Genomic DNA, 24,774 nt, shown 5'->3' with positions numbered 1-24,774 from the left:
ATGCGGCGCGAGGCATAGTCTGTGTTCCATATCGACGTCACCGGAAAGGAGTCACACATGTCACTTGAAAACTCACCGCGCCCGTCGTGGCTGACCTTCGATTGCTACGGCACGCTGATTCAATGGGACGAAGGGCTGTTGGAGGCCGTCACGGCGATCCTCGCCGGCAAGCACGCCGCCGCCATCGATCCGCGCGAGTTCATCGCCGTCTACGACAGGCACGAGCACGCGCTGGAACAGACTCCGCCGCACCGCTCGTTCCGCGAAGTCGCGGGCCACGCGCTGCGCATCGCGCTCGAAGAATTCGATCTGCACGCCGACGACAACGACATCCGCCTGCTGACCAGCCGCATCTCCGCGATGCTGCCCTTCCCCGAAGTGACGGATACGCTGCGCACGCTGAAGGAAGCGGGCTACCAGCTGTGCATCGTGTCGAATACCGACGACGACGTGATCGCCGGCAACGTCGCGCAGCTCGGCGGCTATATCGACCGCGTGATTACCGCGCAGCAGGCAGGCGCATACAAACCCAACCGGCGGCTTTTCGACTATGCTCACGAACAGCTCGGCGTATCGCTCGACGAGGTGGTGCATATCTGCGCAAGCCCGCATCTGGATCACGCAGCGGCGCGCGATATCGGCTTTCGCTGCGTGTGGATAGACCGCGGCACGGGCCGCCAGCGCCTGCCCGACTACACGCCCGACGCCACGCTCGCGACGCTCGACAAGGTGCCGCCGCTGTTCGCGTCGCTCGGCTGGTGAAACGCGCAAAGGACCTGTAATGGCTCATACGCTCAACGTCAATACCTCTGCGGTCTCGCGTCGCGCCGCGCTCGATTCCGACGCGGTGCGCGCGGCCCGCATCGAACTGGCCGCGTGTTTTCAGCTTGCCGCCCAGCATGGCCTCGAAGAAGGCGTGTGCAATCATTTTTCCGCCGTCGTGCCGGGACATGACGATCTGTTCTTCGTCAATCCGTATGGCTTCGCGTTTTCGGAAGTCACGGCATCGCGCCTGCTGATCTGCGATTTCGACGGCAACGTGATCGAGGGTGACGGCAGCCCGGAAGCGACGGCGTTCTACATTCATGCGCAGTTGCATCGGGCCATGCCGCGCGTGAAGGCCGCGTTTCACACGCATATGCCGAACGCGACCGCGCTGTGCCTCATCGAAGGACCGCCGCTGTTGTGGCTCGGGCAAACCGCGCTGAAGTTCTACGGCCGCACGGCCGTCGACGAGCACTACAACGGCCTCGCGCTCGATACATCCGAAGGCGACCGCATCGCGGCTGCAATGGGCGACGCGGACATCCTGTTCCTGAAGAACCACGGCGTGATGGTGGCGGGCGCGAGCATCGCCGAAGCCTGGGACGATCTGTACTACCTGGAGCGCGCCGCCGAAGTGCAACTCAAGGCGATGCAGAGCAACCGGCCGCTCAAGCCCGTACCGCACGACATCGCGCAGCGCGCGTATGAGCAGATGCGGCTGGGCGACAAGGAAAGCGCGCGAGCACACCTCGACAGCGGCATCAGGCGTCTGCGCGACGCAGGCAACCGCTTCGAGAAGTGATCCGGTAACGCGTCTATCGACCGTGGCCCGCATGGCGTCTTTCACGCCGCCACCAGCCCCTTGTCCTTGAGCCACTCCGGATTGAACAGGCGCGCGCGATACAGTTCGCCGCGATCGCACAACGGCGTGACGATCGTATGGCCCGGTCCCATCTGCTGGGCGAGCGCGACGGCCGCGGCCACGTTGATTCCCGTCGATCCGCCAACGTACAGTCCCTCTTCACGCAGCAGGCGATACACCATCGACACGCAGGTCTGATCGTCGATGCTGAACGCGTCGTCGATCGCCGTGCCTTCGAGGTTGGCCGTAACCCGGCTGGAGCCGATGCCCTCGGTGATCGAGCTGCCTTCGACCTTGATCTCGCCCGTTTTGACGTAGCTGAAAAGGCCGCTGCCATGCGGATCGGCGAGCACGATCCGCACGTTCGGATTCTTTTCCTTCAGGAAGCGGCTGACGCCCGCGAGGGTGCCGCCCGTGCCCGTCGCGCAGACGAACGCGTCGACCGTACCCGCCGTGTCGCGCCAGATTTCGGGGCCGGTGGTCTCGTAGTGCGCCTGACGGTTGACGACGTTGTCGAACTGATTGGCCCAGATCGCGTTGTCCAGTTCCTGCGCGAGACGGCCCGCGACCTTCTGGTAGTTGTTCGGGTCCTTGTACGGCGCGGCGGGCACGGGCCGCACTTCCGCGCCAAGCACGCGCAGCAGTTCCATTTTCGCGGGCGACTGCGTGTCGGGAATCACGATCACGCAGCGGTAGCCGCGCGCCGCGCAGATATGCGCGAGTCCGATCCCCGTATTGCCCGCCGTGCCTTCGACAACCGTTCCGCCCGGCTTGAGCGCGCCGCGCCGTTCGGCGTCCTGGACGATGTAGAGCGCGGCGCGGTCTTTCACCGAGCCGCCCGGATTCATGAACTCCGCCTTGCCGAGTATCTCGCAGCCGGTTTCGGCGCTGAGCGCCGCGAGCCTGATGAGCGGCGTGTCGCCGATGCAGCCGATGAATCCTTTGCATACGCGCATGTCCGCCCCCTCGTTTCAGATGACCGGCAGCAAATGCGGCTGCCACATGTCGAAGGATAGTGCGCCGCGCCTGACAACGCGATCGACACACCAGGCGGGCTGCGATCGCTGCTACACCTGACGCGCGACGTGATCGGTGATCTGCCGCAGCTTGTGCAGCATCTGCTCGCCCGATGCAATGTAGAGCGTCCTGTCGCCCGTCAGGACGCTCGCACGGAACGTCTGCAGCGCATGCTTCAGCGGTTCGTACCTGAGCACGGAAGCCGCGCCGTCGACGCGATGAATCCACTGCCGCAGGACAGCCGGCTCGGCCTCGCCGAGCATGCCTTCGAGTTCGTCGGCGTCAGTCGTCATGGTCTGGACGATGATTTCGATCAGCTTCTCGTCGCGCCCGGTGCTGCCGAAATTCTGATTGATCGCGTCCCAGTCGAGATCGGGCAGTTCGCCTGGTTCCGTCGCTGCGGCAAGTACGGCGGCAGGTTCAGCCACATGAGGCGTGGCGCGCGGCGCGTCCACCTGCGGCACGGGCCGTCCGTCGCTCGCGGGCGCGCTGTGCCCCTGCAGGCACTGCGGCGCGAACCGGGTGAGGCACGCAAGCAGATCGCTGAGCTTGGCCGGCTTGTACAGGCATTCGTCCATGCCGGCGGCGAGACACTCTTCGCGTTCTTCCCGCCCCACGCTCGCCGTCAATCCGACGATGGACATGCGCCGCGCGTCATCCGTCCGTTCGCGCACGCGGGTTGCCAGCGTGTAGCCGTCCATCTCGGGCATGTGACAGTCGGTGATCAGCAGCGCATAGTCCGCCGACGCCATCGCCTTCAGCGCCTGCATACCATCTTCGACGGTGTCGCACGTGCAGCCGAGCAGTTCCAGTTGCTGCCGCAGCAGATGCCGGTTGATCCCGTTGTCTTCGGCGATCAGGATCAGCGCATGATCGCGCAGCGCATCGGCGCGGCTGCGCGGCGCAGCCGGTGTGAGCGCCGACGCCGCGGATTCCAGTCCCAGTTCGGCGTCCCCGTGCAAGACGGCATTGCATACGGCAGCCACGCCCTCGAGCGTGACGGGATAGACGCACAGATAGCAGAGGTCCCCCATGCGGACATATCCGCCCGTCTTGATGGTCGCGGTCGTCGGAACGACGGGGACGCCGCCCACCTGCATTTGAACTGCGGGCTTCTGCTGGGCTTGCGTGAGAGGCTGGTCCGCTGACGGACTTTCCGCTGTCAGCTGGTCGTCGATGATCAGCCGGCACTCCGCTGGCAAGCCGTCCGGGGAAAGCGCTGCATTCGGATCGAGAATCGCCACCGTGCCGCCGAAAGTGCGCAACGCTTGCGTCAGGCTGCGCAGCACAGACGCATCGCGAACACGAAGACCGACGGTGACGCCCGCCAGCGGATAGCTTTGAAACTCACGCTGGTTCACTTCCAGCGGCAGGCGGAACTCGACCTCGGTGCCGCGCCCCACTTCGCCTTCCATGCCGATGGTGCCGCCGAGCATGGCCACCAGCCGCCGCGAGATCGTCAAGCCGAGACCTGTACCGCCATAGCGGCGCGTCGTCGAGGCTTCGGCCTGCACGAACGGCTGAAAGAGGCGCGCCCGCTGATCCTGGCTGATGCCGATTCCCGTGTCGCTCACGCGCCAGACGATGGTTTGCTTGCCGTCTGTTTCGCCCGCGAGTTCGACGTCGAGCCGGATGCTGCCTTCCGTAGTGAACTTGATCGCGTTGCTGAGCAGGTTGAAGAGAATCTGCCGTAGCCGCACGCCGTCGCTCCACACCACGGGCGCAATCGCCGCGTCGATGCACAGCGCCAGCTTCAGCCGCTTCTCCTGTGCGCGCCAGAAGAACAGCGAGAACGTGCTCGTGCACAGATCGCGGATATCGACGGGTGCCCGCTCCAGCGCGATCTTGCCGGCTTCGATCTTCGAGTAGTCCAGAATGTCGTTGAGGATCTGCAACAGCGATTCGGCCGCCTGCGAGATCAGCTTCACCTTGACCGCCTGGTCGGGGCGCAGGTTGCTGTGTGCTAGCAGTTCGATCAGTCCTATCACGGCGCTCATCGGCGTGCGTATTTCATGGCTCATCGCCGCGAGAAACTCGCTCTTCGCGCGCGACGCCTGCTGCGCCGCATCGCGCGCCTCGCCAAGCGCGACGGCATGCTGATGCTGTTCTTCGGCGTCGCTCCAGTAGCCGGTCCAGACGAGATCGTCGTGCTCGACCCGATGCGGCACGGCGTGCAACCGCGTCCACCGGAAGGCGCCGCGGCGCTGCACGCGAAGTTCGCGGCTCACGGTCGCCAGCGTCTGCTCGGCCTTGTACGCCTCGGTCAGAAGAGCGGCGCGGTCCTCAGGATGAACCGCTGCGAGCACCGATCCCGGAATGGCTTGCAGCTCAGCGCTGGTCTTGCCGAACATTTCGACGGTATTGCCGCTTAGCCAGATGACCCGGGAGTCGCCGTTTCTAGCCTGTCGATACTGGAACGCTGTCGCCGGCAACTGGCTGGTCACGTCGATCAGCCGCAGCTCTGCTTCCCGGCGTTCGCGCGCCTCCTTGCGCAGCACGCGGCGCGAGCGCCACAGCACCGCGATCACGGCCAGCAGCGCGAGCGCCACGGGCGCGAACCTCAGTGCGATATCTTTCCACGACGGCCCCAGTTCGTAGTTCGCGCCGAAGTAGCGGTTCTGGATCGAGAGCCGCTCGGTGTCCGGCAACGCCGCGAGCGCGCGGTCGATGAGCGGCATCAGCCGGGCCGCCAGCTTCGGCGAGACGGCAAAGCCCGTCTGCAGCGAACGGCCCCCGGAGCCGATGATGCGCAGATTGTCGCCATGCATGCGCTGCAGCATGTAGTGAACCGTGGCCAGATCGTCCACGTAGACATCGGCCTTGCCTTCGGCGACCGCGTTCATGCCCGTCCCGACATCCGGCACGACGACGATGCGTGCCTGCGGCGCTGCGCCCGTCACCAGCCAGCGCAGACCGCCGCCGTCGGTGACGGCGACGCGCTTGCCGTTCAGATCGCGTAACTGGCCAAGAGCAGGCGCATCGTTACGGCCGACGGCAACAACCGGAAACGTCGCGTACGGGCGCGACACCGGAGTACCGCGCAATGCTGGGTCGTGAAGAATGGCGACGGCGACCAGATCCAGCGTTCCCGCTTGCAGGGCATCCACGGTGGCGGCGAAGCCCGGCTCGGGCCGACGTACGAAACTGATCCCCAGCCGGTTCGCCAGATAGCGCAGATAGTCCTGCGCCATGCCATGCGTCTGCCCGCTGTCGTCGACGTAACTGTACGGCGGCAGCCCGCTGTCCACGCCCACGCCCAGCGGCGGCAGCGAGCGCAGCCACGCGCGCTCCTCGTCGCTCAGTTGAAACGGCGCGGACGACTCCGCTTGAATCGGCCCGGTGGTCATCCAGCGGCTCAGGATGCGCTGCCGGGCATACTCGGGCAGTGCGTTCAGCCGTTCGTCGACACCGTCGCGCAACGCCTGTTGCGTGCGGGCAAAGCCGAAGCGCACGCCGCTTTCCGTTTCGCGATAACGATTCAGTTCCGCCAGCCCGGCGAACTCCGGCTGCAACAACAGGTAGTCGGCGACGGGCAGAAACGTGATGTAGACGTCTGCCTCCTTGCGCAGTACATCGCGCAAGCCCTCCTGCGGACTGTGTGCGCGCACGAAGACGGAGTCGGGGTAGCGCTCGTGCGATACCTGCTCGATGTACGAGCCTGCCTCTGCGGCAATGCGCTTGCCGGCGAGGCGTGGCGGCTCGCCGTCGCGGGCGGCATCCGATGCGCGCCCGACCACGACGACGTCGGAATCGTAGTAAGGCTCGGACAGGATCAGGCAGCGCCTTGCCTCGATGGGCTTCTGCACGGCGAACACGATGTCGAGGGAGCCGGCGCAAGCTGCCGCGCTCAACGAAGCATAGTCAGGAAACACCCGCACCCGCAGTTGCGCGGAAGGGTCGAGAACGGATTTGAGGATATCGAACGCGGCGCCGGACACCTGACCGTTGTTGACGATCATAAGCGGCGGCCAGCCGCCTTCCGGGACGCCCAATGTGAGACTTGCAGGCTTGTGCGGGTGAGATTGCGCCTGCGCGGTGGCATCGGTCGATGCCACCGCAAGCATCACGCATAAAATCCGGCACAGTGTGAGGCAGCGATTGCGGATGCTTTTCATGGCTGTCAGGGAAACGACCACCAGCGCAGACGGGCACCGGGGTCAGGTCGCTGAATCCATGATAGTGCCCCTTCAGACTGTTCGTGGCGCTTATTGGTCACACCGGGTGGCGCGCAACGAACTCCCGCGAAAACTCGCTCAGGCCAGCTCGACGATCACTTCATCGAGCGCGCGAAACGGCGCGAGCAGCGCTTCGTCGGCCAGCGCCGAGGTGATGAGCCGCCAGTCGCGCTGCAGCGGCGTCCAGTGTTGCTGGCGCGCGCGGCCCAGCTTGTCGGAATCGGCGAGCACGATGATTTCGGCGGCGCGTGACACGATGCACTCCTTCAGATACGCCTGCTGTGCCGATGCTTCGCACAGCCCGAACCCCGCGACCACGCCGTCCGCGCCGAGAAACGCGCGGTCGACGGTCAAACGGCTGAGGATGAGTTCCGCGAGCGGCCCGAGCGTGCTCATGCTGGAGCCGCGCAGCTCGCCGCCGATCAGCGTGAGCCGCACGCCTGGCGCATTGGCGAGCGCCGTGACCGCGAGCAGATTGTTGGTGACCACATGCAGGTCTTCGCGCGTCGACAGATGCCACGCGAGCTGGGCGCAGGTCGTGCCACCGTCGAGCAGCACCGTGTCGCCGTCGAGCACGTGCAAGGCGGCCGCCTGCGCGATGACTTCCTTTTGCTCGCGCTGCGCCGACTTGCGTTCTTCGAGCGACGCCTCCGGCTCGTGCACGCCGACCCGCGCGGTCGCGCCGCCGTAGGTGCGCACGAGGCGCTTCTGCTTCGCGAGCGCCGTCAGATCACGGCGGATCGTCGCTTCCGACACGCCCAGCGTGGCGCACAACGCCTCGACGTTGGCATCGCGCGTGCGTACGAGTTCGAGAATCGCCTGATGACGGTCGGTCGTTTTTTTCACGTCTGCGTGAGTCCGGGAATGGGGCTCGATCTTACACCAGCCCCTTTGCGCCCATTCGACGGCGGGCGCGTGCGGCGTTGCTGCTGCGCCGGCTCGCCGCCTTCCGCGCTCAGCGGCGCGTCGCCAGTTCCGCGCCCTGGCGCAGCGCTTCGAGCATGCTGCCTTCGTCGACGATACCCTTGCCCGCGATATCGAACGCGGTGCCGTGATCCACCGACGTGCGGATCACTTCGAGTCCCACCGTCACGTTCACGCCCGCTTCCAGGCCGAGCACCTTCACCGGGCCGTGGCCCTGGTCGTGATACATCGCGACCACCAGATCGAAGTCGCCGCGGCCCGCGCGGAAGAACAGCGTGTCGGCGGGCAGCGGGCCCGTGACATCGAGGCCGCGTTCCTGCAGCAGCTTCACGGCGGGAATGATCTTCTCTTCTTCTTCGCCATAGCCGAACAGGCCGTTTTCGCCCGCATGCGGATTGATGCCGCACACGCCGATGCGCGGATGTTCAATGCCCGCCTTCACGAGCGTCGCGTTGCCGCGTTCAATGGTCCGCTGCACGAGGCCCGGCTCGATCTTGCGGATCGCGTCGATGATGCCGATGTGCGTCGTCACGTGAATCACGCGCAGTTGCGGCGCGACGAGCATCATCGACACTTCGTCGACACCCGTCAGATGCGCGAGCATTTCCGTGTGGCCCGGATACTTGTGGCCGCCCGCATGCAACGCTTCCTTGTTCAGCGGCGCCGTGCAGATCGCGTCGATCTTGCCCGCCTGCGCGAGTTCGACGGCGCGCTTGATGTACTGATACGCGGCGTCGCCCGCCAGTGCCGACAGCTCGCCGAACGGCAGGTCATCGGGAATCAAACCGAGGTCGATGCAGTCGATCGTGCCCTGCTCGTAGCGTGCATCGGATGCGTCTTCGATGCGGCGAATCGTCATCGTCCCGCCGACAATCTGGTTCGCGCGCTCAAGGCGCTTCGCGTCGCCAATCACGAGCGGACGGCATTGCGCGTAGACCGACGCGTGTGCGAGGCTCTTGACGACGACTTCCGCGCCGACGCCTGTTGCATCGCCCATCGTGATGCCGATTACGGGAAGGTAGTTGCTCATGATGTGATCTCGTGGGTACTTGCTATTCATTCGCGGACGTCAGTGCGAAACGACGTCGCGCTCGGTTTCGTTGCGCAGGGTCAGCCATGCGGCGTACAGCGCGTGATCGGTGCCGAATGCGCCCGCCTTCGTCACGACGCCGGGACAATGCGTTCGGGTCGCGTCGAGCGGCCTTGCGACCGCGACGCCCGCTTCGACTTCGGCCAGCAATTGCAGATTGCCGATGCGTGCGGCCGCCAGCATCGCGCGCGCGGTCTCGCCGCCCGTCGCGATCAGGCCGCCCGTTTTCGTGAAGTGCGGATCGACCAGCGCCGCCAGCGCCGCCGACAGTTGTGCGCCTTCGGCGGGATCGAACGCGTCGTCGCGGCCAATGCGCAGCAACAGATCGACACCCGCCTTTAGCGACACGCCGACCTGGTCCTGCCACGCGCGCCAGTCGCGATGGCGCTCGCCTTCGCGCAGCACGACGGGCGGCACGATCAGTTCTTCGACGCCGCCGCGCTCGCGCAGCATTGCGCATTGACGCTCGCTGACGGCCGACAGGCTGCCCACCAGAATCAGGATCGGGCCGCCGGGGAACGCGTTGCTGTCGGACTTACGCTCATCAGCGTCGTCGCGCGGAATCAGCGCCGCGATCTCGCGCGCAAGCCCGCCCGATCCGACCCAGAAGAACGCCGCCTCACTTTGCAGCGTGGCGCGAGCGAGCGCGCGCAATGCCTTCTCGCTTTGCGTATCGACGATCAGCGCCTGCACGCCGTTCGCCGCCATCGCGCCAATGCACACGGCCAGCGTTTCGGGTTCGTCGGCGAGTGCTTCGGCGTCGAGCCGGTCCGTGGTCAGACCCGCCGCTTCGAGTTGCGCCGCGATGCCGGCGGTAACACCCGCATGCTCCAGCTTCCATGTCGCCGTCTGTTCGAGCGGCTCGCCGTGCACGAACACGCGGCCGTCGCGCACCGTGCGTCCCGTCGCCGGAAACGCGGGTGCGACGATCGCCATGCCCGCGAGCGCCTGCAGGCCCGCGACTTCCGCTGCCCAGTTGCCGCGCAGCGTCGAATCGATTTTCTTGTAGAGCCGCTGGTCGCGCGCGCTCATCTCGGCATAGGCCGCCGACGTGCGCGCCGCTGCGTCGTGAGGCGTGAGACGGCGCGTGTCGGTATCGACAGCGATCGTGTCCGCGCCGTCATGCGCGGGTGTGCGCGTCGCCTCCAGCGTGACGACCGTGCGATGGCCCGCGCTCGCGAAACCGATCGCGCAGTCCGCGGCGCCCGACAGGTCGTCCGCGAGAATCAGAATCTTCATCGTGCCAGCCCTTCGCGATTCTTCGTGCGCGCGCCTTCCTGGCGCTGCTGATAGCGCTTGGCCACCTGCGCGGTCAGGATCGGCGACAGGATCGCCGTGACCACCACGCATGCGGCGACCAGCAGTGTCGCGCTCTGCGCCGCTTCGTTGTACACCGGGTTCGCCGCCGCGACGAGCGCTGGCACAGCCGCTGCGTTGCCCGCCGTATTGGCTGCCGCCACACCGGCCACGCCCGTGCCGCCCGTCAGGCGATCCGCGAAGTACAGCGGAATGCCCGTCACGATCACCACCGCGATGCCGAGACCAATGCCGAGCAACCCGGCCTGCCAGACCTTGTGCAGATCGAGGCCCGCGCCGAGCGCCAGCGCGAAGAACGGAATCATCACGGGCACGGCCTTCGCGAGAAAGTCGCGCATTTCGCGGTCCAGATTGCCGAGCAGCATGCCGAGCGCGAGCGGCAGGATGCTGCCGACCAGCGTTTGCCACGGGAACGCCGACAGACCCGCGACGCCGAGCGTCACCATGGTCAGGAACGGACCCGATTCGAGCGACATCAACGTGTACGCGCCGACGTCTTCCGAGCGGCCATACTGGCCCATCAGCGCCATGTAGAGACCGCCGTTGGTGTCGTTCATCGCGGCGACCACGGCAAGCGTCGAGATGCCCGCGAACAGCCCCGACGACACGGGATGCTCGCCAAGTACATGGCCGAGAATCACACCGACGATCACCGCCGCCCCAACCTTCGTCACGAGCAGCGCGCCGCCCTTCTTCATCAGATACGGCGTCGCCTTCACGTCGATACTCGCGCCCATGCAGACGTAGAACACGGCAAGGATAGGCAGCGCGCCCGTGAACAGCGCATTCGTGAACGATCCGAAGAACTTCGGCATGCCGGGCAGGAACGTCGCCACCAGCGAGCCGATGAGCAGCGGCACGATCATCATGCCGCCGGGGATGCGCTCGATCGAGCGTTTGATGGGAATCTGAACCATGCGAGTCTCCTGGCTTTATTAAGCGCCGCGTCTATCCGCGATTTTGATTGAAACAGTCATCATTCGATCAAATCGATCAGTTTGGAGTGTAGACCGTTTGATTGGATTGCGCAAACCGATCATGCATTTGCGCAAAACGATCATTTCGCGGACGGCGCGCTCAATGCCCACGACCTCGCCCATTACCGGCGCGCGGCACGCACCGTATTGCGCCGCGTGTCGCGGCTCTCGCTGTCGCTCACGCTGCGCACGATCGACGCAAACGAGCGGGCCGCGGGCGTGCGCGCCTCGTCCCTGCGCCACAGCAAACCGGGCGAACGCACGGGCGTCGGACTTTCGAGCGGAATCAATTTCACGTCCTCGCGCCGCAGCGCATGCGTCGACACGATCGTCGCGATGTCGGTCTCTCTGACCAGTTCGATCATCGGCGCGATGGCGTTCATTTCCGCGACGACGACGGGCGCCGCATTCGCCATCCGGAACGATTCGTCGAGCAGCACGCGCGTGGAAAAACTGCGCGGCAACAGCACCATGCGTTGCAGATGAAGCTCCGACACGCGCACGAAGCGCCGCTTCGCGAACGGATGCCGCAGCCCGACGGCGAGCATCATCTCCTCGGTGTAGAGCGGCTCGAAACGCAGCGGCAACGCGTCGTTCGGCTTGTACGTCACGCCGATATCGAGGTCGCCGCGCAGCAGCGCCTGCGCGATGCCGTCGCCCGTCATTTCGAGCACGTCGACGCGCACGGACGGATGCCGGTCCAGAAACAGCGACACGCAGCGCGGAATGATGTGCAGGTTGAACGTGTGCGTCGCGCCGATGCGCACGACGCCCGTCATTTCCTCGGCGGCATCGCGCACGGTCGACACGCCTTCGTCGACTTCGCGCAGCGCATTGCGCACGCGCTCCAGAAACAGCTCGCCCGCTTCCGTCATCGTCACGCGCCGGCCTTCACGCTCGAACAGCCGGCAGCCGAGTTCCTCTTCGAGCTGGCGGATCTGATGCGACAGCGTCGATTGCGTGACGTGGACCTTTTGCGCGGCGACGGTGAAGCTCAATTGCTCCGCGAGGGCCGCGAAGTAGCGCAGATGTCGTAGTTCCATGGGTTCTCGTGGGTCGCGTTTGAATCGATCGCATCGATAGATAATCAGCGAAAAATACCATTTTTATCGATAGATTGCCTGCCTTACACTGGCCTCGCCATCAACGATCGCAGCGAGAGGAGACCTCGACGCGATGCTCAACGGACCCGCGAAGCACCCATGAAAATCGGCAAAGAGACCATTCCGCGTACGTCGATCTCGACCTCGAATACGCACACCATCGTCGTGCGAGGACGCGACCTCGCGAACGAACTGATCGGCAAGATCTCGTTCACCGACTACTTCTTCCTGCTCGTCACGGGACACACGCCCAGCCCGGCCGCCAGCGCCGTGCTCGACGCGACGCTCGTCGCGATCGCGGAGCACGGACTCGTGCCGAGCGTGCAGGCGAGCCGCATGACGCTCGCCGCCGCGCCCGACGCGCTGCAAGGCGCCGTGGCCGCCGGGATTCTCGGTTGCGGCTCGGTGATACTCGGCGCGTCCGAGTCCTGTGGAAAGCTGCTCGACGAAGTGCGGCAGTGCGCGGCGCAAACGGGCGGCGATCTGTCCGAGGCGGCTTTCACGGTGATCACGCGTTATCGCGCGGACAAACGCCCCGTGCCGGGCTACGGCCATCCGCTGCATAAAGAGCGCGACCCGCGCGTCGACGCGCTGTTCGCCGTCGCCGAACGCAGCGGCGCGGATATGACCTATGTACGCATCGCGGAAGCGATCGAATCCGTGTTGCCGGATGTGTTCGGCAAGGCGCTGATGCTCAACGTGTCGGCGGCGATTCCTGCCGTGCTGCTGGGCGTCGGTTTTCCGCTTGCCGCGCTCAAGGGCGTGCCGATTCTCGCGCGCACGGCCGGACTGATCGGGCATCTGACGGAAGAACTGGCGCATTCGATCGGCTTCGCCCTGTCGTATCAGGCCACGCGTGAAGTGGTGTACGACGGCGAAACGCCCGAAGGCTTTCAGCCCGGTATCTGATCGTTCCGCTCACATCATTTCGCAGCGCATCTCTGGAGTTGTTGCATGACCAAAGTTCTCGAAGGCGTCCGGGTGCTCGAGCAAGGCACCTTTATCACGGGGCCAGCGGCCGGCATGCTGCTAGGCGATCTGGGCGCCGACGTCGTCAAGATCGAGCAGCCGGGCACGGGCGATCCGTTCCGCGCGTTCAAGGGCGGCTTCTATAGCCCGCACTATCAGACTTACAACCGCAACAAGCGCAGCGTCACGCTGAATACGAAAGACGCCGACGATCTCGCGCTGTTCGACGCCCTCATCCGCGACGCCGACGTGTATATCCAGAACTTCCGGCCCGGCGCGGCGGATCGCATGAACGCGGGCTACGAGCGTTTGCGCGAGATCAATCCGCGTCTGATCTACTGCGCGATCAGCGGCTTCGGTCAGACCGGCCCGGCAGCGGCGCGGCCCGCGTACGACACCGTCGCGCAGGCGGCCAGCGGATTTCTCGGCCTGCTGATCAATCCCGAGAATCCGCGCGTGGTCGGTCCCGCGATTGCCGATTCGCTGACGGGCTTCTACGCGGCGTATGGCATTCTCGGCGCGCTGCATGAACGCAACCGGACGGGCGTCGGACGCAAGGTCGAAGTGTCGATGCTCGAAGCAATGAGCCACTTCAATCTCGACGCGTTCACCCACTACTATTCGGCCGATGAGCTGATGGGCCCATACAGCCGTCCGAGCGTGTCGCAGTCGTACGTGATGAAGTGCGCGGACGGCAAATGGCTGGCGTTGCATATGTCGTCGCCAGAAAAATTCTGGCTGGGTCTCGCGGACGCCATCGAACAACCGACTTTGCTGCAAGACCCGCGCTTTGCTGACCGCGCAGGTCGCATCGCGAATCAGGAAGCGTTGATCGATCTGCTCGGCGCGGCATTCGCGCAGCGTAACCGCGCCGACTGGTGCGCGCGGCTCGAAGCGAACGACGTGCCGCACGCGCCGATGTACGACGCCAGCGAAGCGCTCGACGATCCGCAGGCGAAGCACCTCGAATTGCTGGTCGAAACATCGCATCCGGAGATGGGACGTTTTCGCACGGTGCGGTCGCCTGTTTCTTTCGACGGCGAGCGCACGACCGACGTGATCGCGCCGCCGACGCTCGGCGAGCACAACGCCGAACTGCTCGCACCGTTGCGTAGCGCGTTGAAGCAGAGCGAAGCCGCGTAGGCAGCACGGCCGACATATCAAATGACGACTATATTGGAGACCTCGTAATGGAAACGACCAACGGTGCGCTGGCGCGCAGCGGCCTCGACGGCCCGCCATCCGAATCGATGAAGAGCGACAGTGTGCAGGTGGATACGGAGAAGCTGTTCGGACGCATCGCGCGGCGGCTGATTCCGTTTCTGTTTCTCTGCTACGTGCTCAACTACATCGACCGCGTCAATATCAGCTTCGCGCATCTGCAGTTCCGCGCGGACCTTGGCTTGACGGAAGCGTCATATGGACTGGGCGTCGGTGTGTTCTACATCGGCTATGTGCTGTTCGAGGTGCCGAGCAATCTGCTGTTGCGCCGCATCGGCCCGCGCCGGACGATCGCGCGAATCATGGTGCTGTGGGGTCTCGTGTCGGTGTCGATGATGTTCGTGCGCAATCCGACGCAGTTCTATATCGCGCGTATTGCGCTCGGCATTGCCGAAGCGGGCTTCTTTCCTGGCATCGTCTATTACCTCACGTCGTGGTTTCCGGATCGTCATCGTGCGAAGGTGCTGTCCGCTTTCGTGCTTGGCATCGCCGTGGCGGGCATCACAGGTGGTCCCGTTTCCGGATGGATTCTCAGCAATGCCGATGGTTGGCACACGCTGCACGCATGGCAATGGCTCTTTCTGCTCGAAGGGATTCCGCCTGTGCTGGTCGGTCTGGTCGCGCTCTGGTATCTGCCTGACTCCGCGGCAACCGCGAAGTGGCTAACGCCTGAGGAAAAGGCCATCGTCGCTCGCGAGCTGCAAGGCGAAGGCCATGGAAGCGAACATCGCATCGATCACTTCGGCGCGGCGTTGAAGAACTGGCGCGTGTATGTGTGCGCGTTCGGCTATTTCACGATCACGTGGGCGGGCAGCGTGCTGAACTTCTGGGCGCCGTCCGTGATCCGGCAGGCGGGCGTCGCGAACCCGTGGCATATCGGGCTCGTGTCGGCGATTCCGTATCTGATCGGCGCAATCGGCATGTTGCTCGCGAGCCGGCACTCGGATGCGACCAAAGAACGGCGGCTGCATTTCGCGGGGTGTGCGCTGGTGTCGGCTGCGGGCGCGGTCCTGCTTGGCACGGCGCACGCATCGTTCACGCCGGCAATCGCTGGGTTGGCGCTTGTCGCGATCGGTTATCTGTCTTGTACGGCAATCTTCTGGACGATACCGGCGACGTTTCTGTCGGGCACGGCGTCGGCGGGTTCGATTGCGCTGATTTCGAGCATCGGGCAGCTCGGCAGTTTGAGCGCGCCGACGGCTATCGGCGCATTGACGGCGGCGACGCACGATATCAGCGCGGGCTCGTATCTGGCTGCCGCTGTGCTTGTGTGCGGTGCGGTCGTGATTGCGGTAGCGATGCGCAATATGAAGCGTTGAGCTTGAAGGCAGCGGTCGATCGGGTTTCTGATTGGCCGCTGCCGCCTGCCGTTACCCTGCCAGCGTAGTTTCACTCACACTCAGGTTGCGCCGCATCCACTGGCCGACATTCTCGACGGCAATCCCGCGCTGCGCGTTGAAGGTCTGCTTCTCATCCCACGCCACGCCCTTGCCTTCCGCAAACACCACGCGATACTTCTTCAGGCCATTGTCAGGATCGAGCGCCAGTTCCCGCTTTAGCTGCGGCACGGTCCACTCCACACGTTCAAACGTGCGGCCCGTGAACGCGTCCAGCTTGTCGGCGAGTTGCCCATAGCCGATCGTCTCGCCCGCGACATGCACGACGCGACGACTGATGCATGGCTCGGCCAAAAGGATCTCCGTCGTCAATGCACCGATATCTTCGGCCGTCGTGACCGTGACGGCATTGTCCCAGCCGCCCAGCGCCCGCACGATACCGCTTTCGAACTCCACCACGCCAAACGACGGCTCGAACAGAAAGCTGGTAAACATACCCGTCGACACGATGACCCAATCCGTGCGCGATTGCGCGCGCAACAGGTCGCGCACGTCGAGCTGCTCGTCGAACAGATCCTGCGCGCTGCCCCGGCCGATCACGTCATAGTCGACGCCGAACTGCCACGGGAAGAAGCGCGGCACGCCCGCATTCAACGCGGCGCGCGCGATCTTCAGTTGCACGCCCTTGCCGCCGACGAACCCGGTGCACGACACGACGGTATCGAATCTTTTGAAAAGCGCAGCGAGCGTGTCGACGGAATCGGCCGCGAGGTCGCCGGGAATGGGCTCGATGCCGAGCGCGCGCAATTCGTCGATTTCGCGTTGCTTGAAGGCGTCGATGGATTGAATCGTCGATGGGCGAAGCAGCACGCTAATGCTCAGTGCCGAGGACCCGGCCCGTCGTGCGAGATTGCGCAGCACGGACATGCCCAGTTCGCCTGCGCCCAGAATGAGAATACGTTGTTGCGTCATGACGCGTTACCCTTTTCATGGCATCGAAAACGATGCAGTGAATGGCCTTCTGTGCGGTTTCGTTGCATGAAGGATTCGATCGCATCGCGCCGCCGGGCATTGTGCCCAAAGCGCGGCTGCGTTGATCGAAGTCTAGGTCGGCACGTGTCTGTCATTGTTCGTCGCGCTTGAATTCACAACGCGTGCGCGGCGAACGCACGGTTTTTGAGTCGCGTTCGATGCTGCGAAGTCTCACGCGATGTATGCTCGCGTTCGAACGCCGGGTGCGGCGTTATCGCTTCTTCGCACGCTCACCACTTTCATGGACAAACTTCAAGCGATCAGCACCTTCGTGCGCGTCGTCGACGCACGCAGCTTCAGCAAGGCGGCCGAGACGCTGTCGATGCCGCGCTCGTCCGTCACCACGACGATCAAGAATCTGGAGCAATACCTCGGCACGGTGCTGCTGCGCCGAAGCACGCGCAACCTGAGTCTCACGGAAGCGGGCGAGCGCTACTACGCGTCGTGCCGGACCATCCTCGCCGAAATCGATCGTGCGGAAAGCGGGCTTCGGGACGACACGCTCGCGCCGCGCGGCAAGGTGAGAGCCGATATGCCAGGTGTGATCGGCCGGGCCGTCGTGCTGCCGAATCTGCGTGACTTCGCACAGCGCTATCCCGACATCGAACTCGTGCTGGGACTGAGCGACCGGCCTGCCGATCTGATTTTCGACGGCATCGACTGCGCGATCCGCACGGGCGAGCTCGCGGATTCGACGCTGATCGCGCGGCAACTCGGCACGCTGACATGGCTCACCTGCGCGTCGCCGCGCTATCTGCGCGAGCGTGGCGAGCCTGTATGCGTCGGCGACCTCACTGCGCACGAAGCGATCAACTACATTTCGAACGCGACAGGCCGTCCGCTCGACTGGCGCTTCGACGTGAACGGCGAACCCGTCACGCTGACGATGCAAAGCCGCTTCGCCGTCAACGAAACGGAAGCGTATCTGCAATGCGGGATCGAAGGACTTGGGATCATCCAGCTATCCGAGTTCGTCGCGAAGCCTTATCTGGAATCGGGGCGGCTGAAGGAAGTGTTGCGGGAATCGAGAAGCGCGCCCGTCCCCGTCGCGATCCTGTATCCGGACCGATCGCATTCGAGCGCGGCTGTGAAGGCCTTCGTCGACTGGATCGCGGAGATTTTTCCGCGCTGACGCTGATTCTTGCACTGACACAAAAACCGCGGCGCGCATCCAGGCGCGTCGCGGCACTTGCACAACGTGGTGTCGTCACTGCGCCTTCGCAGCCGCCGCAATGATCGCGTTCGCCACCGCTTCGGGCTTGCTGAGCATCGGCACGTGGCTCGTGTCGACGTGCGTCACGTTGGCCTTGATCTGCCCTGCCATCGCGTCCTGCAAACGCGGATCGATCATCCGGTCGTGATTCGCGACGACGAAGTACGAAGGCTTCGTGTGCCACGCCGCGTCCGTTATCTTGTCGTCGGTGCAGCCGGCGAACCACGGGCCTTGCGTCGCCGCGACGATGCGCTTTTGCGCCGGGCTCAGGTCCTGCGCGAAGTCGTTGTCGATGGCTTTCGACGACAGCGTCAGGAAGTTGCCCGAGTCCTTCTGCAGCTCGCTCGCCCATGCGGGCGCGGGCTTGCCCTTCACAACATCGTTGATCGACTGGCCGCTGTCGGGTGCGAACGCGGCGACGTAGACGAGGGCCTTCACCTTGTCGTCATTGCCCGCCTGCGTGATGACGGCGCCGCCCCACGAATGGCCGACCAGCACGACGGGACCCTGCTGCGCGTCGATCGCGCGTTTCGTGGCGGCGGCGTCGTCCGCGAGCGAGCTGAGCGGGTTCTGCACGGCAACCACATGCAGGCCGCGCGCTTCGAGCAGCGGAATCACCTTCTCCCAGCTCGATCCATCGGCGAACGCGCCGTGCACCAGCACGACGTTCTTGCCCTTCAGATCCTGCGGCTGCGCGGCGTGCGCGGACTGCAACGAAAATACGGCGCCCGCCAGCATGGCGGAGGCGATGCACTTCCTGATAAGCGAGTTCATGAGCGAGATGTCCTTATGTGTCAAACCGGGTTATCGAATGGAACGAAGCTTCGCAGACGCCCATGAGCGCGGGTATCGGTCAAATGACCGATCTCGCGCGAAACCGCGCGCGGTATAGTGAGGCTCGATAAAAGACCCACATCGCACCTTTATGCAGACCTCGTCAGGCTCATCCGGCGGCCCCGTCGTTCGCGTCTTCGATGCCGTGAAGGCGCTCGCCTTCATCGGCGATCTGAGCATGGGCCAGCCAACCGACCACTCCATCCGCACCGCGTGGCTCGCCGTACGCCTCGCACGGGCCGCGGAACTCGGCGAAGCGGCCGTCGTCGCCGTGTGCGAGGCGTCGCTGTTGCGCTGGTCGGGCTGCACGGCGAACGCGTCGGGCTTCGCAGAAGCGCTCGGCGACGACGTCGCGAGCCGCGGAGCGATGCTCGCGCTCAAGCCGGACTGGGCACGCCCGATGGAATTGCAAGGCGATGTGAGCGCGGTCATGACGCCGCTCGCGCGCATTCACTGCGAAGTGTCGGGGGAAGCGGCGCGCATGCTCGGTCTCGGCCAGGGCACGGAAGCCACGCTGCGGCACGTGTTCGAATCGTGGGACGGCACGGGCACGCCGGACCGGCTGGCGGGCAGCGCCGTGCCCGCCACCGTGTTCGTCGTGGCGCTGGCGGGCGAACTGGAGATTTTTTCGCGCACGTACGGGATCGAACGCGCGAGTGTGCTGATCGGTGAGCGTGCCGATTCGCGCTACCCGGACAAGCTCGCGCGGCTCGCGGTCCGGCTCGCACCGCAATGGCTCGATGAACTGGCACAGGCGGACGCTGTGTCGATCGATGCCGTGCTGTTGACGCAGCAGATGAACGACGTCACGCCCGTCGAACTGGTCGCGGACATCATCGATCTCAAACTGCCGTGGATGACGGGCTATTCGCGCAGCGTCGCGGCGACGGCTGCCTCATGCGCAGCGCGCTTCGCGCTCGATGCGAACGCGCAAAACCGGCTCTATTGCGCAGGCCTCGTTCATGGCATGGGCCGCGCGGCCGTGCCGAACTCCGTCTGGGACGCGCCTGCCCGTCTGTCGCAGGCGGCGTGGGAGAAAGCGCGTCTCGTGCCGTACTGGACGTCGCGCGCGGGCAAGCAGACGGGCTCGCTCGCCGAGGCGGCCGAACTCGGCTCATACGCGTATGAACGGCTCGACGGCTCGGGTTATTTTCGTGGTGCGTTGGGCGCTGCGTTGTCGATGGAAGCGCGCATTCTCGCGGCGAGCACCGCGTGGGTCGCGTTACGCGCGGCGCGTCCGTGGCGTGCGGCGCTCACGCACGACGAAGCAGCGAAGCTGTTGCACGAAGAAGCCGCACGAGGCCGTTTCGACGCCGATGTCGTCAATGCACTGATCGACGAGCGTGTCGCGCAGCGGCGCGTCGTGAATCCGCGCGCGCAAACGGCGCGGCTTTCCGCGCGTGAAGTCGACGTGCTGCGCGGCATTTCGCGCGGCGCGAGCAACAAGGAAGTTGCCCGCGATCTGTCCTTGAGTCCGAGCACCGTGCGCACGCACGTCGAAAGCGTATTCCGCAAGCTGGACTGCTCGACGCGCGCAGCCGCCACGCTCAAGGCCCTGGCGCTAGGCGTGCTGTGACGCGCTCAGGCCGCTGCGACGACGTCGATACGCAGCGCTTCGCCGCCCACTGCAATCTCCAGCAGCCGGTCGACATTCGGATGCGCGCCCGGACGGTTGCGCGCATCGGCCGTATGTTCCGCGAACACGGCGAGGCCATGTTCGGCGGCCTTCGCGTCGAGTGTGCCGAACGCGTTGCGCAAATAGTGGTACACGGCAACCGAGCCCTGCTTGCCCGGCTTGTTCTCGATGCTCGCGACCACGGCGCCCTTGCCGTCGACGAGATCGATCCGTTCGATACCGTCGATGCCCGGCAGTTGCGCGAGGTTGTCCTTGAATACGTTGCCCGGTTGAATCACTGAAAACACTCCATCGTTCGAAAATGACTGGCGGGCCGTATCTTAGCCGATTGACTGACCGATTGAACGTGCGGCTCCCGGGTTTGCATGCCGTGACCGTCTTTCACTCGCCTTTCCGCTTCGGCCCCGAACGGAAGCACGGCGCGCCGAAAACGCTCGTCAGCAACATTGTCGGATCGACGTTAAAATTATCGGCTTGAACTCCGTCCGTATATATTCAGGCGCGCCAACGTTTGCCGCGCACCGGCCTTATGCCTTCGTCGAGGGCAGACCAACGAGTCAGTAGCAAGGAACGACTTCAATGACAGGCGCAGACTTGTCCGGCATGCTGCCCGAGATGCTTCCCAGGTTATGGGCTTTCGCATTGCGCATTTCCGGCGACCAGCACGACGCTGAAGACCTCGTTCAGCGTGCCTGCGTGCGCGGGCTGGAACGCGCGCATCAGTTGCAGGCGGACACCGCGCCGCTTAGCTGGATGTTCTCGATCGTCCACTCCACGTGGATCAACGAGCTGCGCGCCCGTTCGGTGCGCAACCGCTCCAGCATGGAATGGGACGACGACTTTCTCGAAACGGTCGAAGACCCGAAGGCGCGCACGCCGGAACAGATCACGATGAACGCGCAGATCATCGAGGCCGTGCAGCGCCTGCCCGACGCGCAGCGCGCCGTGATGCTGCTGGTCGCCGTCGAAGGCCTCAGCTACAGCGAAACGGCCGAAACGCTGAACGTTCCCATCGGCACCGTGATGAGCCGGCTGTCGCGCGCGCGCCAGGCGATCGGCGCGCTGTTCGCCAGCAAGCCAGTCCCGTCGATGAAAATGGCCACCTTCGGCAAGGACTCGGCGTCATGAAAGTCGACGACATCACGCTGATGGCCTACGTTGACGGCGAACTCGACATCGAGGAACGCCGCGAGATCGAACGCGAGCTCGACGACTCGCCGGATCTGGCGGAGCGCATCGAACTGTTCCGCGCATCGAGCCTGCCGTATCACGATGCGTTCGCGCAGCAGAAGCTGCCGCCCGTGCCCGAATCGTTGACGCGCAAGATCGCCGAACTCTCGCGCACGCATGCGAGCGCGACGTCGCCCGTGCCGCCCGGCCCCGCCGCGAACGACGCCATCGCGCCGCCGAACCTTGGCCTGCCACCGTCCGCGCCCGTGCGTTCGCTCATGCGCTTTTCCGCGCCGTGGCTTGCCGCCGCGTTCGCTGCAGGTGTGTTCTCTTGCGTGGTCGGCTTGCGGCTGTTGCCCAGCCTTCCGGGCTTGCCTGGCGGCGCTGCGACGGTCGCGTCCGCGCCACCCGCTTCGCCCTGGGTGATGGCTGCCGCCGGTTATCAGGCGCTCTATTCACGCGACACGGTGGCCGTCGCGACGGACGCGGCCGTGTCGGCAAAAACCGTCGCCGATATCCATCAGATCGACGGATTGCCCGTGCGCGTGCCCGATCTCAGCGCGCAAGGCCTGACGTTCAAGCGCATCCAGCGGCTGCGCTTTCACGACAAGCCGCTCGTGCAGATCGTCTATCTGCCGAAAACGGGCGGCCCGGTCGCGTTGTGCGTGGTGAAGGACGCAAAGCCCGACCAGTCGCTTGCGCAGCAGAAGATCGACGACATGGACGTCGTCACGTGGAGGCAGTCGGAACTGAGCTACGCGCTGATCGGCACGGCCGGCCAGGTCGATCTCGACAAGCTCGGCAAGCTGATCGCGAAGCGCGATGTCGATGCGATGTTCAGCCTGGCGCCGTTGCCCGTGCGGCCCGTAGAAAGTTGACAGCGCATGCAAGGTTCTTCGCGCGGAAGCACGTCAAATCGGAGCATTGCCCGCATGCGCGGACAGGACGTTATACTTAAGAGTCAGATAGCTGTGACAGCGCTGTGACATGAATGATTTCGAGTGTTGCGGCACTCCCGACCAAGGCCCGAGCGTATGAAAGTCGACGATACCGTGCTGATGGCGTATGTCGACGACGAACTATCGCCGCAGGAACGCCAGCAGATCGAAGACGAACTTCGCGCACACGCGGAGCTCGCGGATAAGGTCGCCCTTTTCCAGGCGTCGCGCCTGCCGTATCGCGAAGCGTTCGCCGCGCAGACACTGCCGCCCGTTCCGGCGAGCCTTGTCAAGCGGGTCGACGATCTGATCCGCGCGCATACGGAAGCCGCGAAGCTGAGCGCCGCCGCGCAAGCCCAGCAGGCCGAACAGTCAGTGGCACCCGCCGCTGCGCAAGGCGACAACGCGCAAAGCGCGAACGACCCCGCGATCGAACACGACGCGCACATGCCGCCCTCCGCGCCCGTGCGCTCGCGCCTGCGCATCGCGCCGGCATGGCTTGCCGTCGCGTTCGTCGGCGGCGCGTTCTGCTGCGGAGTCGTGTTGCGGCTCGCGCCCGGCGTCGGCTTTGGCGAGTCGGGCAAGCCGTCCGGCAGCACCGCTACAGTCGCGGCCGCGACGATGGGTTCGCTGCCGTGGGTACAGGTCGCAGCCAGCTATCAGCAACTCTATTCGCGCGACACCGTCGCGCATTTGTGGCCCGATTCATCGGACGCGCAAAGCACCGTCAACGAGATCCGCAGCGAGGACGGCATTGCGCTGAACGTGCCCGATCTCAGCAAGGCGGGCTTGCGCTTCATCCGCGTGCAGCGCCTGAAGTTCCATGGGCGCCCTCTCGTGCAGATCATCTATCTGCCGCAGAAAGGCGATCCCGTCGCGCTGTGCGTGATCAAGGAAAACAAGGCGAATCAGTCCGTCGCGTCGCAACGCATCGACACGATGAACGTCGTCACGTGGCGTGAATCCAATCTCGGCTATGCGCTGATCGGCGCAACCAGCAATGGCGATCTTGCGCCAATTGGCAAAGAGATCGCTGAACGCCATTTCGATCCACTGTTTGGTTCCGTTTGATGCCGCGCGCGCAGTGGCGCGTGTTGCACCCGCTGTCGATTCATGTCCAGACTTTCTTTTCGCATTGTCGCGGGCGGCGCGCTCACCGTCGTCACGCTTGGCTCGATAGCTGGCGCTTATGCGTACTCGCATGGCCTCGGCAGCCTGCTCGGCGCGCAGCCTTCGGCGAACCAGATCGTCGACGGCTTCGAAGCCGTATCCGGCAAGCACCCGGGCTTTCGGCGCAATCACGCTAAAGGCGTGTGCGTGACCGGCTATTTCGACAGCAACGGCAATGCCGCGCCGCTCTCGCGCGCAGGCGTGTTCGCGGCCGGCAAGTCGCAAGTAGTGGGACGCCTGTCGATCGGCGGCGGCAATCCCGCGCAGGCCGATGGCGCGTCGAACGTGCGCAGCCTCGCGCTGCGCATCGTGACGCCTGGCGGCGGCGAATGGCGCACCGCGATGAACTCCGCGCCGATCTTCCCCGTGCGCAGCCCCGAAGCGTTGGTCGAGATGCTCGCGGCCTCGCGGCAAGCGCACGACGCAACCACGTACGGCGACAACCCCGGCATGGATGCGTTCATGAAGACGCATCCCGAAACCGCGCGCTTCGATCAATGGCTGCGCGATCATCCACCTTCATCGGGCTTCGATAATGCCGCGTACTACAGCGTTTCGGCGTTCCGGCTGATCGACCGCGACGGGCATGCGCAGGATGTGCGCTGGCGCGTCGAACCCGACGATACCTATACGCCGCTCGCCGATGCACAAACGCATGACACCGATTTCCTGGAGCGCGGTCTTGCCGAGCGCCTGCGGCAAGGTCCCGTGCGGTGGCACATGGTCATCACGCTCGCGCAACCCGGCGACGTCACCAACGATTCGACACGCCAATGGCCCGCGAACCGCACGCAGATCGACGTGGGTACGCTCGTCGTGCAGCGTGAAGAGCCGCAGATCGACGGCCCATGCCGCGACATCAGCTTCGATCCGCTGAAGCTGCCCGATGGCATCGCGCCGTCCGACGATCCGTTGCTCAAGGCACGTTCCGCCGCGTATGCGGAATCGCACGAACGTCGCGTGCATGAAGAGCAACGCTACGCGGCAGGCAAGTAAGCACGCGGCTCACCCAGATAGTGGGCGC

General features: G+C 64.9%; 21 protein-coding genes. 11 read left to right on the top strand and 10 right to left on the bottom strand.

Annotated elements, in window-relative coordinates; translation table 11 throughout:
* The first annotated feature begins 57 nt into the window (after positions 1–57).
* Both SB822_RS26850 and SB822_RS26845 read left to right on the top strand, forming a co-directional pair.
* Positions 58–762, top strand: a complete 705-nt coding sequence (locus SB822_RS26850; RefSeq protein WP_410856040.1) for a haloacid dehalogenase type II — start codon at positions 58–60, stop codon at positions 760–762.
* A 19-nt stretch (positions 763–781) separates the two neighbouring features.
* Positions 782–1,567, top strand: a complete 786-nt coding sequence (locus tag SB822_RS26845; protein ID WP_410856039.1) for an aldolase — start codon at positions 782–784, stop codon at positions 1,565–1,567.
* A 41-nt stretch (positions 1,568–1,608) separates the two neighbouring features.
* On the opposite strand, the gene SB822_RS26840 is transcribed toward SB822_RS26845, so the two are convergent.
* From SB822_RS26840 to SB822_RS26810, 7 genes are all read right to left on the bottom strand, one after another.
* The gene (locus tag SB822_RS26840) at positions 1,609–2,583 is read right to left on the bottom strand and encodes a cysteine synthase A (protein ID WP_410856038.1); all 975 of its coding nucleotides are present in this window, start codon (positions 2,581–2,583) and stop codon (positions 1,609–1,611) included.
* Positions 2,584–2,694: 111 nt separating this feature from the next.
* The gene (locus SB822_RS26835; RefSeq protein ID WP_410856055.1) at positions 2,695–6,708 is read right to left on the bottom strand and encodes an ATP-binding protein; all 4,014 of its coding nucleotides are present in this window, start codon (positions 6,706–6,708) and stop codon (positions 2,695–2,697) included.
* 189 nt (positions 6,709–6,897) lie between these two features.
* Entirely contained in the window at positions 6,898–7,665 is a 768-nt protein-coding gene (locus SB822_RS26830) for a DeoR/GlpR family DNA-binding transcription regulator (protein WP_007583829.1), read from the bottom strand.
* A 109-nt stretch (positions 7,666–7,774) separates the two neighbouring features.
* Positions 7,775–8,773 carry a 4-hydroxythreonine-4-phosphate dehydrogenase PdxA gene (gene pdxA, locus SB822_RS26825; RefSeq protein WP_007583828.1) on the bottom strand — a complete coding sequence of 333 codons (999 nt, stop codon included), beginning with the start codon at positions 8,771–8,773 and terminating at the stop codon, positions 7,775–7,777.
* Between the two features lie 39 nt (positions 8,774–8,812).
* A complete protein-coding gene (locus tag SB822_RS26820; protein ID WP_410856037.1) occupies positions 8,813–10,072 on the bottom strand; it encodes a four-carbon acid sugar kinase family protein in 1,260 nt (419 codons plus the stop codon).
* Positions 10,069–11,067 (bottom strand): 2-keto-3-deoxygluconate permease, encoded by a 999-nt coding sequence (locus SB822_RS26815; RefSeq protein WP_042304973.1) that lies wholly within the window; start codon positions 11,065–11,067, stop codon positions 10,069–10,071. The genes SB822_RS26820 and SB822_RS26815 overlap by 4 nt, the downstream gene beginning before the upstream one ends.
* Positions 11,068–11,249: 182 nt before the next feature.
* A complete protein-coding gene (locus SB822_RS26810; RefSeq protein WP_410856036.1) occupies positions 11,250–12,170 on the bottom strand; it encodes a LysR substrate-binding domain-containing protein in 921 nt (306 codons plus the stop codon).
* Between the two features lie 159 nt (positions 12,171–12,329).
* Between SB822_RS26810 and SB822_RS26805 the strand changes: the two genes are divergently transcribed.
* Genes SB822_RS26805 through SB822_RS26795 form a run of 3 tightly spaced genes read left to right on the top strand, consistent with a single transcriptional unit; the run spans position 12,330 to position 15,739 of the window.
* A complete protein-coding gene (locus SB822_RS26805) occupies positions 12,330–13,139 on the top strand; it encodes a citryl-CoA lyase (protein ID WP_086914700.1) in 810 nt (269 codons plus the stop codon).
* A gap of 45 nt (positions 13,140–13,184) precedes the next feature.
* Positions 13,185–14,342, top strand: a complete 1,158-nt coding sequence (locus SB822_RS26800; RefSeq protein WP_410856035.1) for a CaiB/BaiF CoA transferase family protein — start codon at positions 13,185–13,187, stop codon at positions 14,340–14,342.
* A 47-nt stretch (positions 14,343–14,389) separates the two neighbouring features.
* Complete coding sequence (locus SB822_RS26795) at positions 14,390–15,739, top strand: MFS transporter (RefSeq protein WP_410856034.1); 1,350 nt, start codon at positions 14,390–14,392, stop codon at positions 15,737–15,739.
* 51 nt (positions 15,740–15,790) lie between these two features.
* Here SB822_RS26795 and SB822_RS26790 read toward each other — a convergent pair whose 3' ends face one another.
* Positions 15,791–16,729, bottom strand: a complete 939-nt coding sequence (locus SB822_RS26790) for an aromatic alcohol reductase (protein WP_079493365.1) — start codon at positions 16,727–16,729, stop codon at positions 15,791–15,793.
* A 301-nt stretch (positions 16,730–17,030) separates the two neighbouring features.
* Between SB822_RS26790 and SB822_RS26785 the strand changes: the two genes are divergently transcribed.
* Positions 17,031–17,921, top strand: coding sequence for a LysR family transcriptional regulator (locus SB822_RS26785; protein ID WP_410856033.1), 891 nt, complete (start codon positions 17,031–17,033; stop codon positions 17,919–17,921).
* A 75-nt stretch (positions 17,922–17,996) separates the two neighbouring features.
* Here the strand turns inward: SB822_RS26785 and SB822_RS26780 are convergent, their stop codons facing one another.
* Entirely contained in the window at positions 17,997–18,740 is a 744-nt protein-coding gene (locus tag SB822_RS26780; protein ID WP_410856054.1) for an alpha/beta fold hydrolase, read from the bottom strand.
* Between the two features lie 187 nt (positions 18,741–18,927).
* Between SB822_RS26780 and SB822_RS26775 the strand changes: the two genes are divergently transcribed.
* A complete protein-coding gene (locus SB822_RS26775; protein ID WP_410856032.1) occupies positions 18,928–20,412 on the top strand; it encodes an HD domain-containing phosphohydrolase in 1,485 nt (494 codons plus the stop codon).
* A 5-nt stretch (positions 20,413–20,417) separates the two neighbouring features.
* Here the strand turns inward: SB822_RS26775 and SB822_RS26770 are convergent, their stop codons facing one another.
* Entirely contained in the window at positions 20,418–20,750 is a 333-nt protein-coding gene (locus SB822_RS26770) for a DUF2322 family protein (RefSeq protein WP_086914706.1), read from the bottom strand.
* Between the two features lie 301 nt (positions 20,751–21,051).
* Between SB822_RS26770 and SB822_RS26765 the strand changes: the two genes are divergently transcribed.
* The 4 genes from SB822_RS26765 (at position 21,052) to SB822_RS26750 (ending at position 24,746) form a co-directional block, all read left to right on the top strand.
* Positions 21,052–21,600, top strand: a complete 549-nt coding sequence (locus tag SB822_RS26765) for an RNA polymerase sigma factor (protein WP_079502830.1) — start codon at positions 21,052–21,054, stop codon at positions 21,598–21,600.
* A complete protein-coding gene (locus SB822_RS26760; protein ID WP_114223348.1) occupies positions 21,597–22,520 on the top strand; it encodes an anti-sigma factor in 924 nt (307 codons plus the stop codon). Before SB822_RS26765 ends, SB822_RS26760 begins: the two co-directional genes overlap by 4 nt.
* A gap of 156 nt (positions 22,521–22,676) precedes the next feature.
* Positions 22,677–23,651: an anti-sigma factor gene (locus SB822_RS26755; protein ID WP_410856031.1), complete on the top strand. Its 975-nt coding sequence runs from the start codon at positions 22,677–22,679 to the stop codon at positions 23,649–23,651.
* Between the two features lie 42 nt (positions 23,652–23,693).
* On the top strand, positions 23,694–24,746 hold the full coding sequence (locus SB822_RS26750) for a catalase family peroxidase (protein ID WP_410856030.1): 1,053 nt from the start codon (positions 23,694–23,696) through the stop codon (positions 24,744–24,746).
* The last annotated feature ends 28 nt before the right edge of the window (positions 24,747–24,774 follow it).

Source organism: Paraburkholderia sp. SIMBA_054 (assembly GCF_046534875.1).
Classification (GTDB): Bacteria; Pseudomonadota; Gammaproteobacteria; order Burkholderiales; family Burkholderiaceae; genus Paraburkholderia; species Paraburkholderia hospita.
This window is presented reverse-complemented; position numbering and strand designations above follow the sequence as displayed.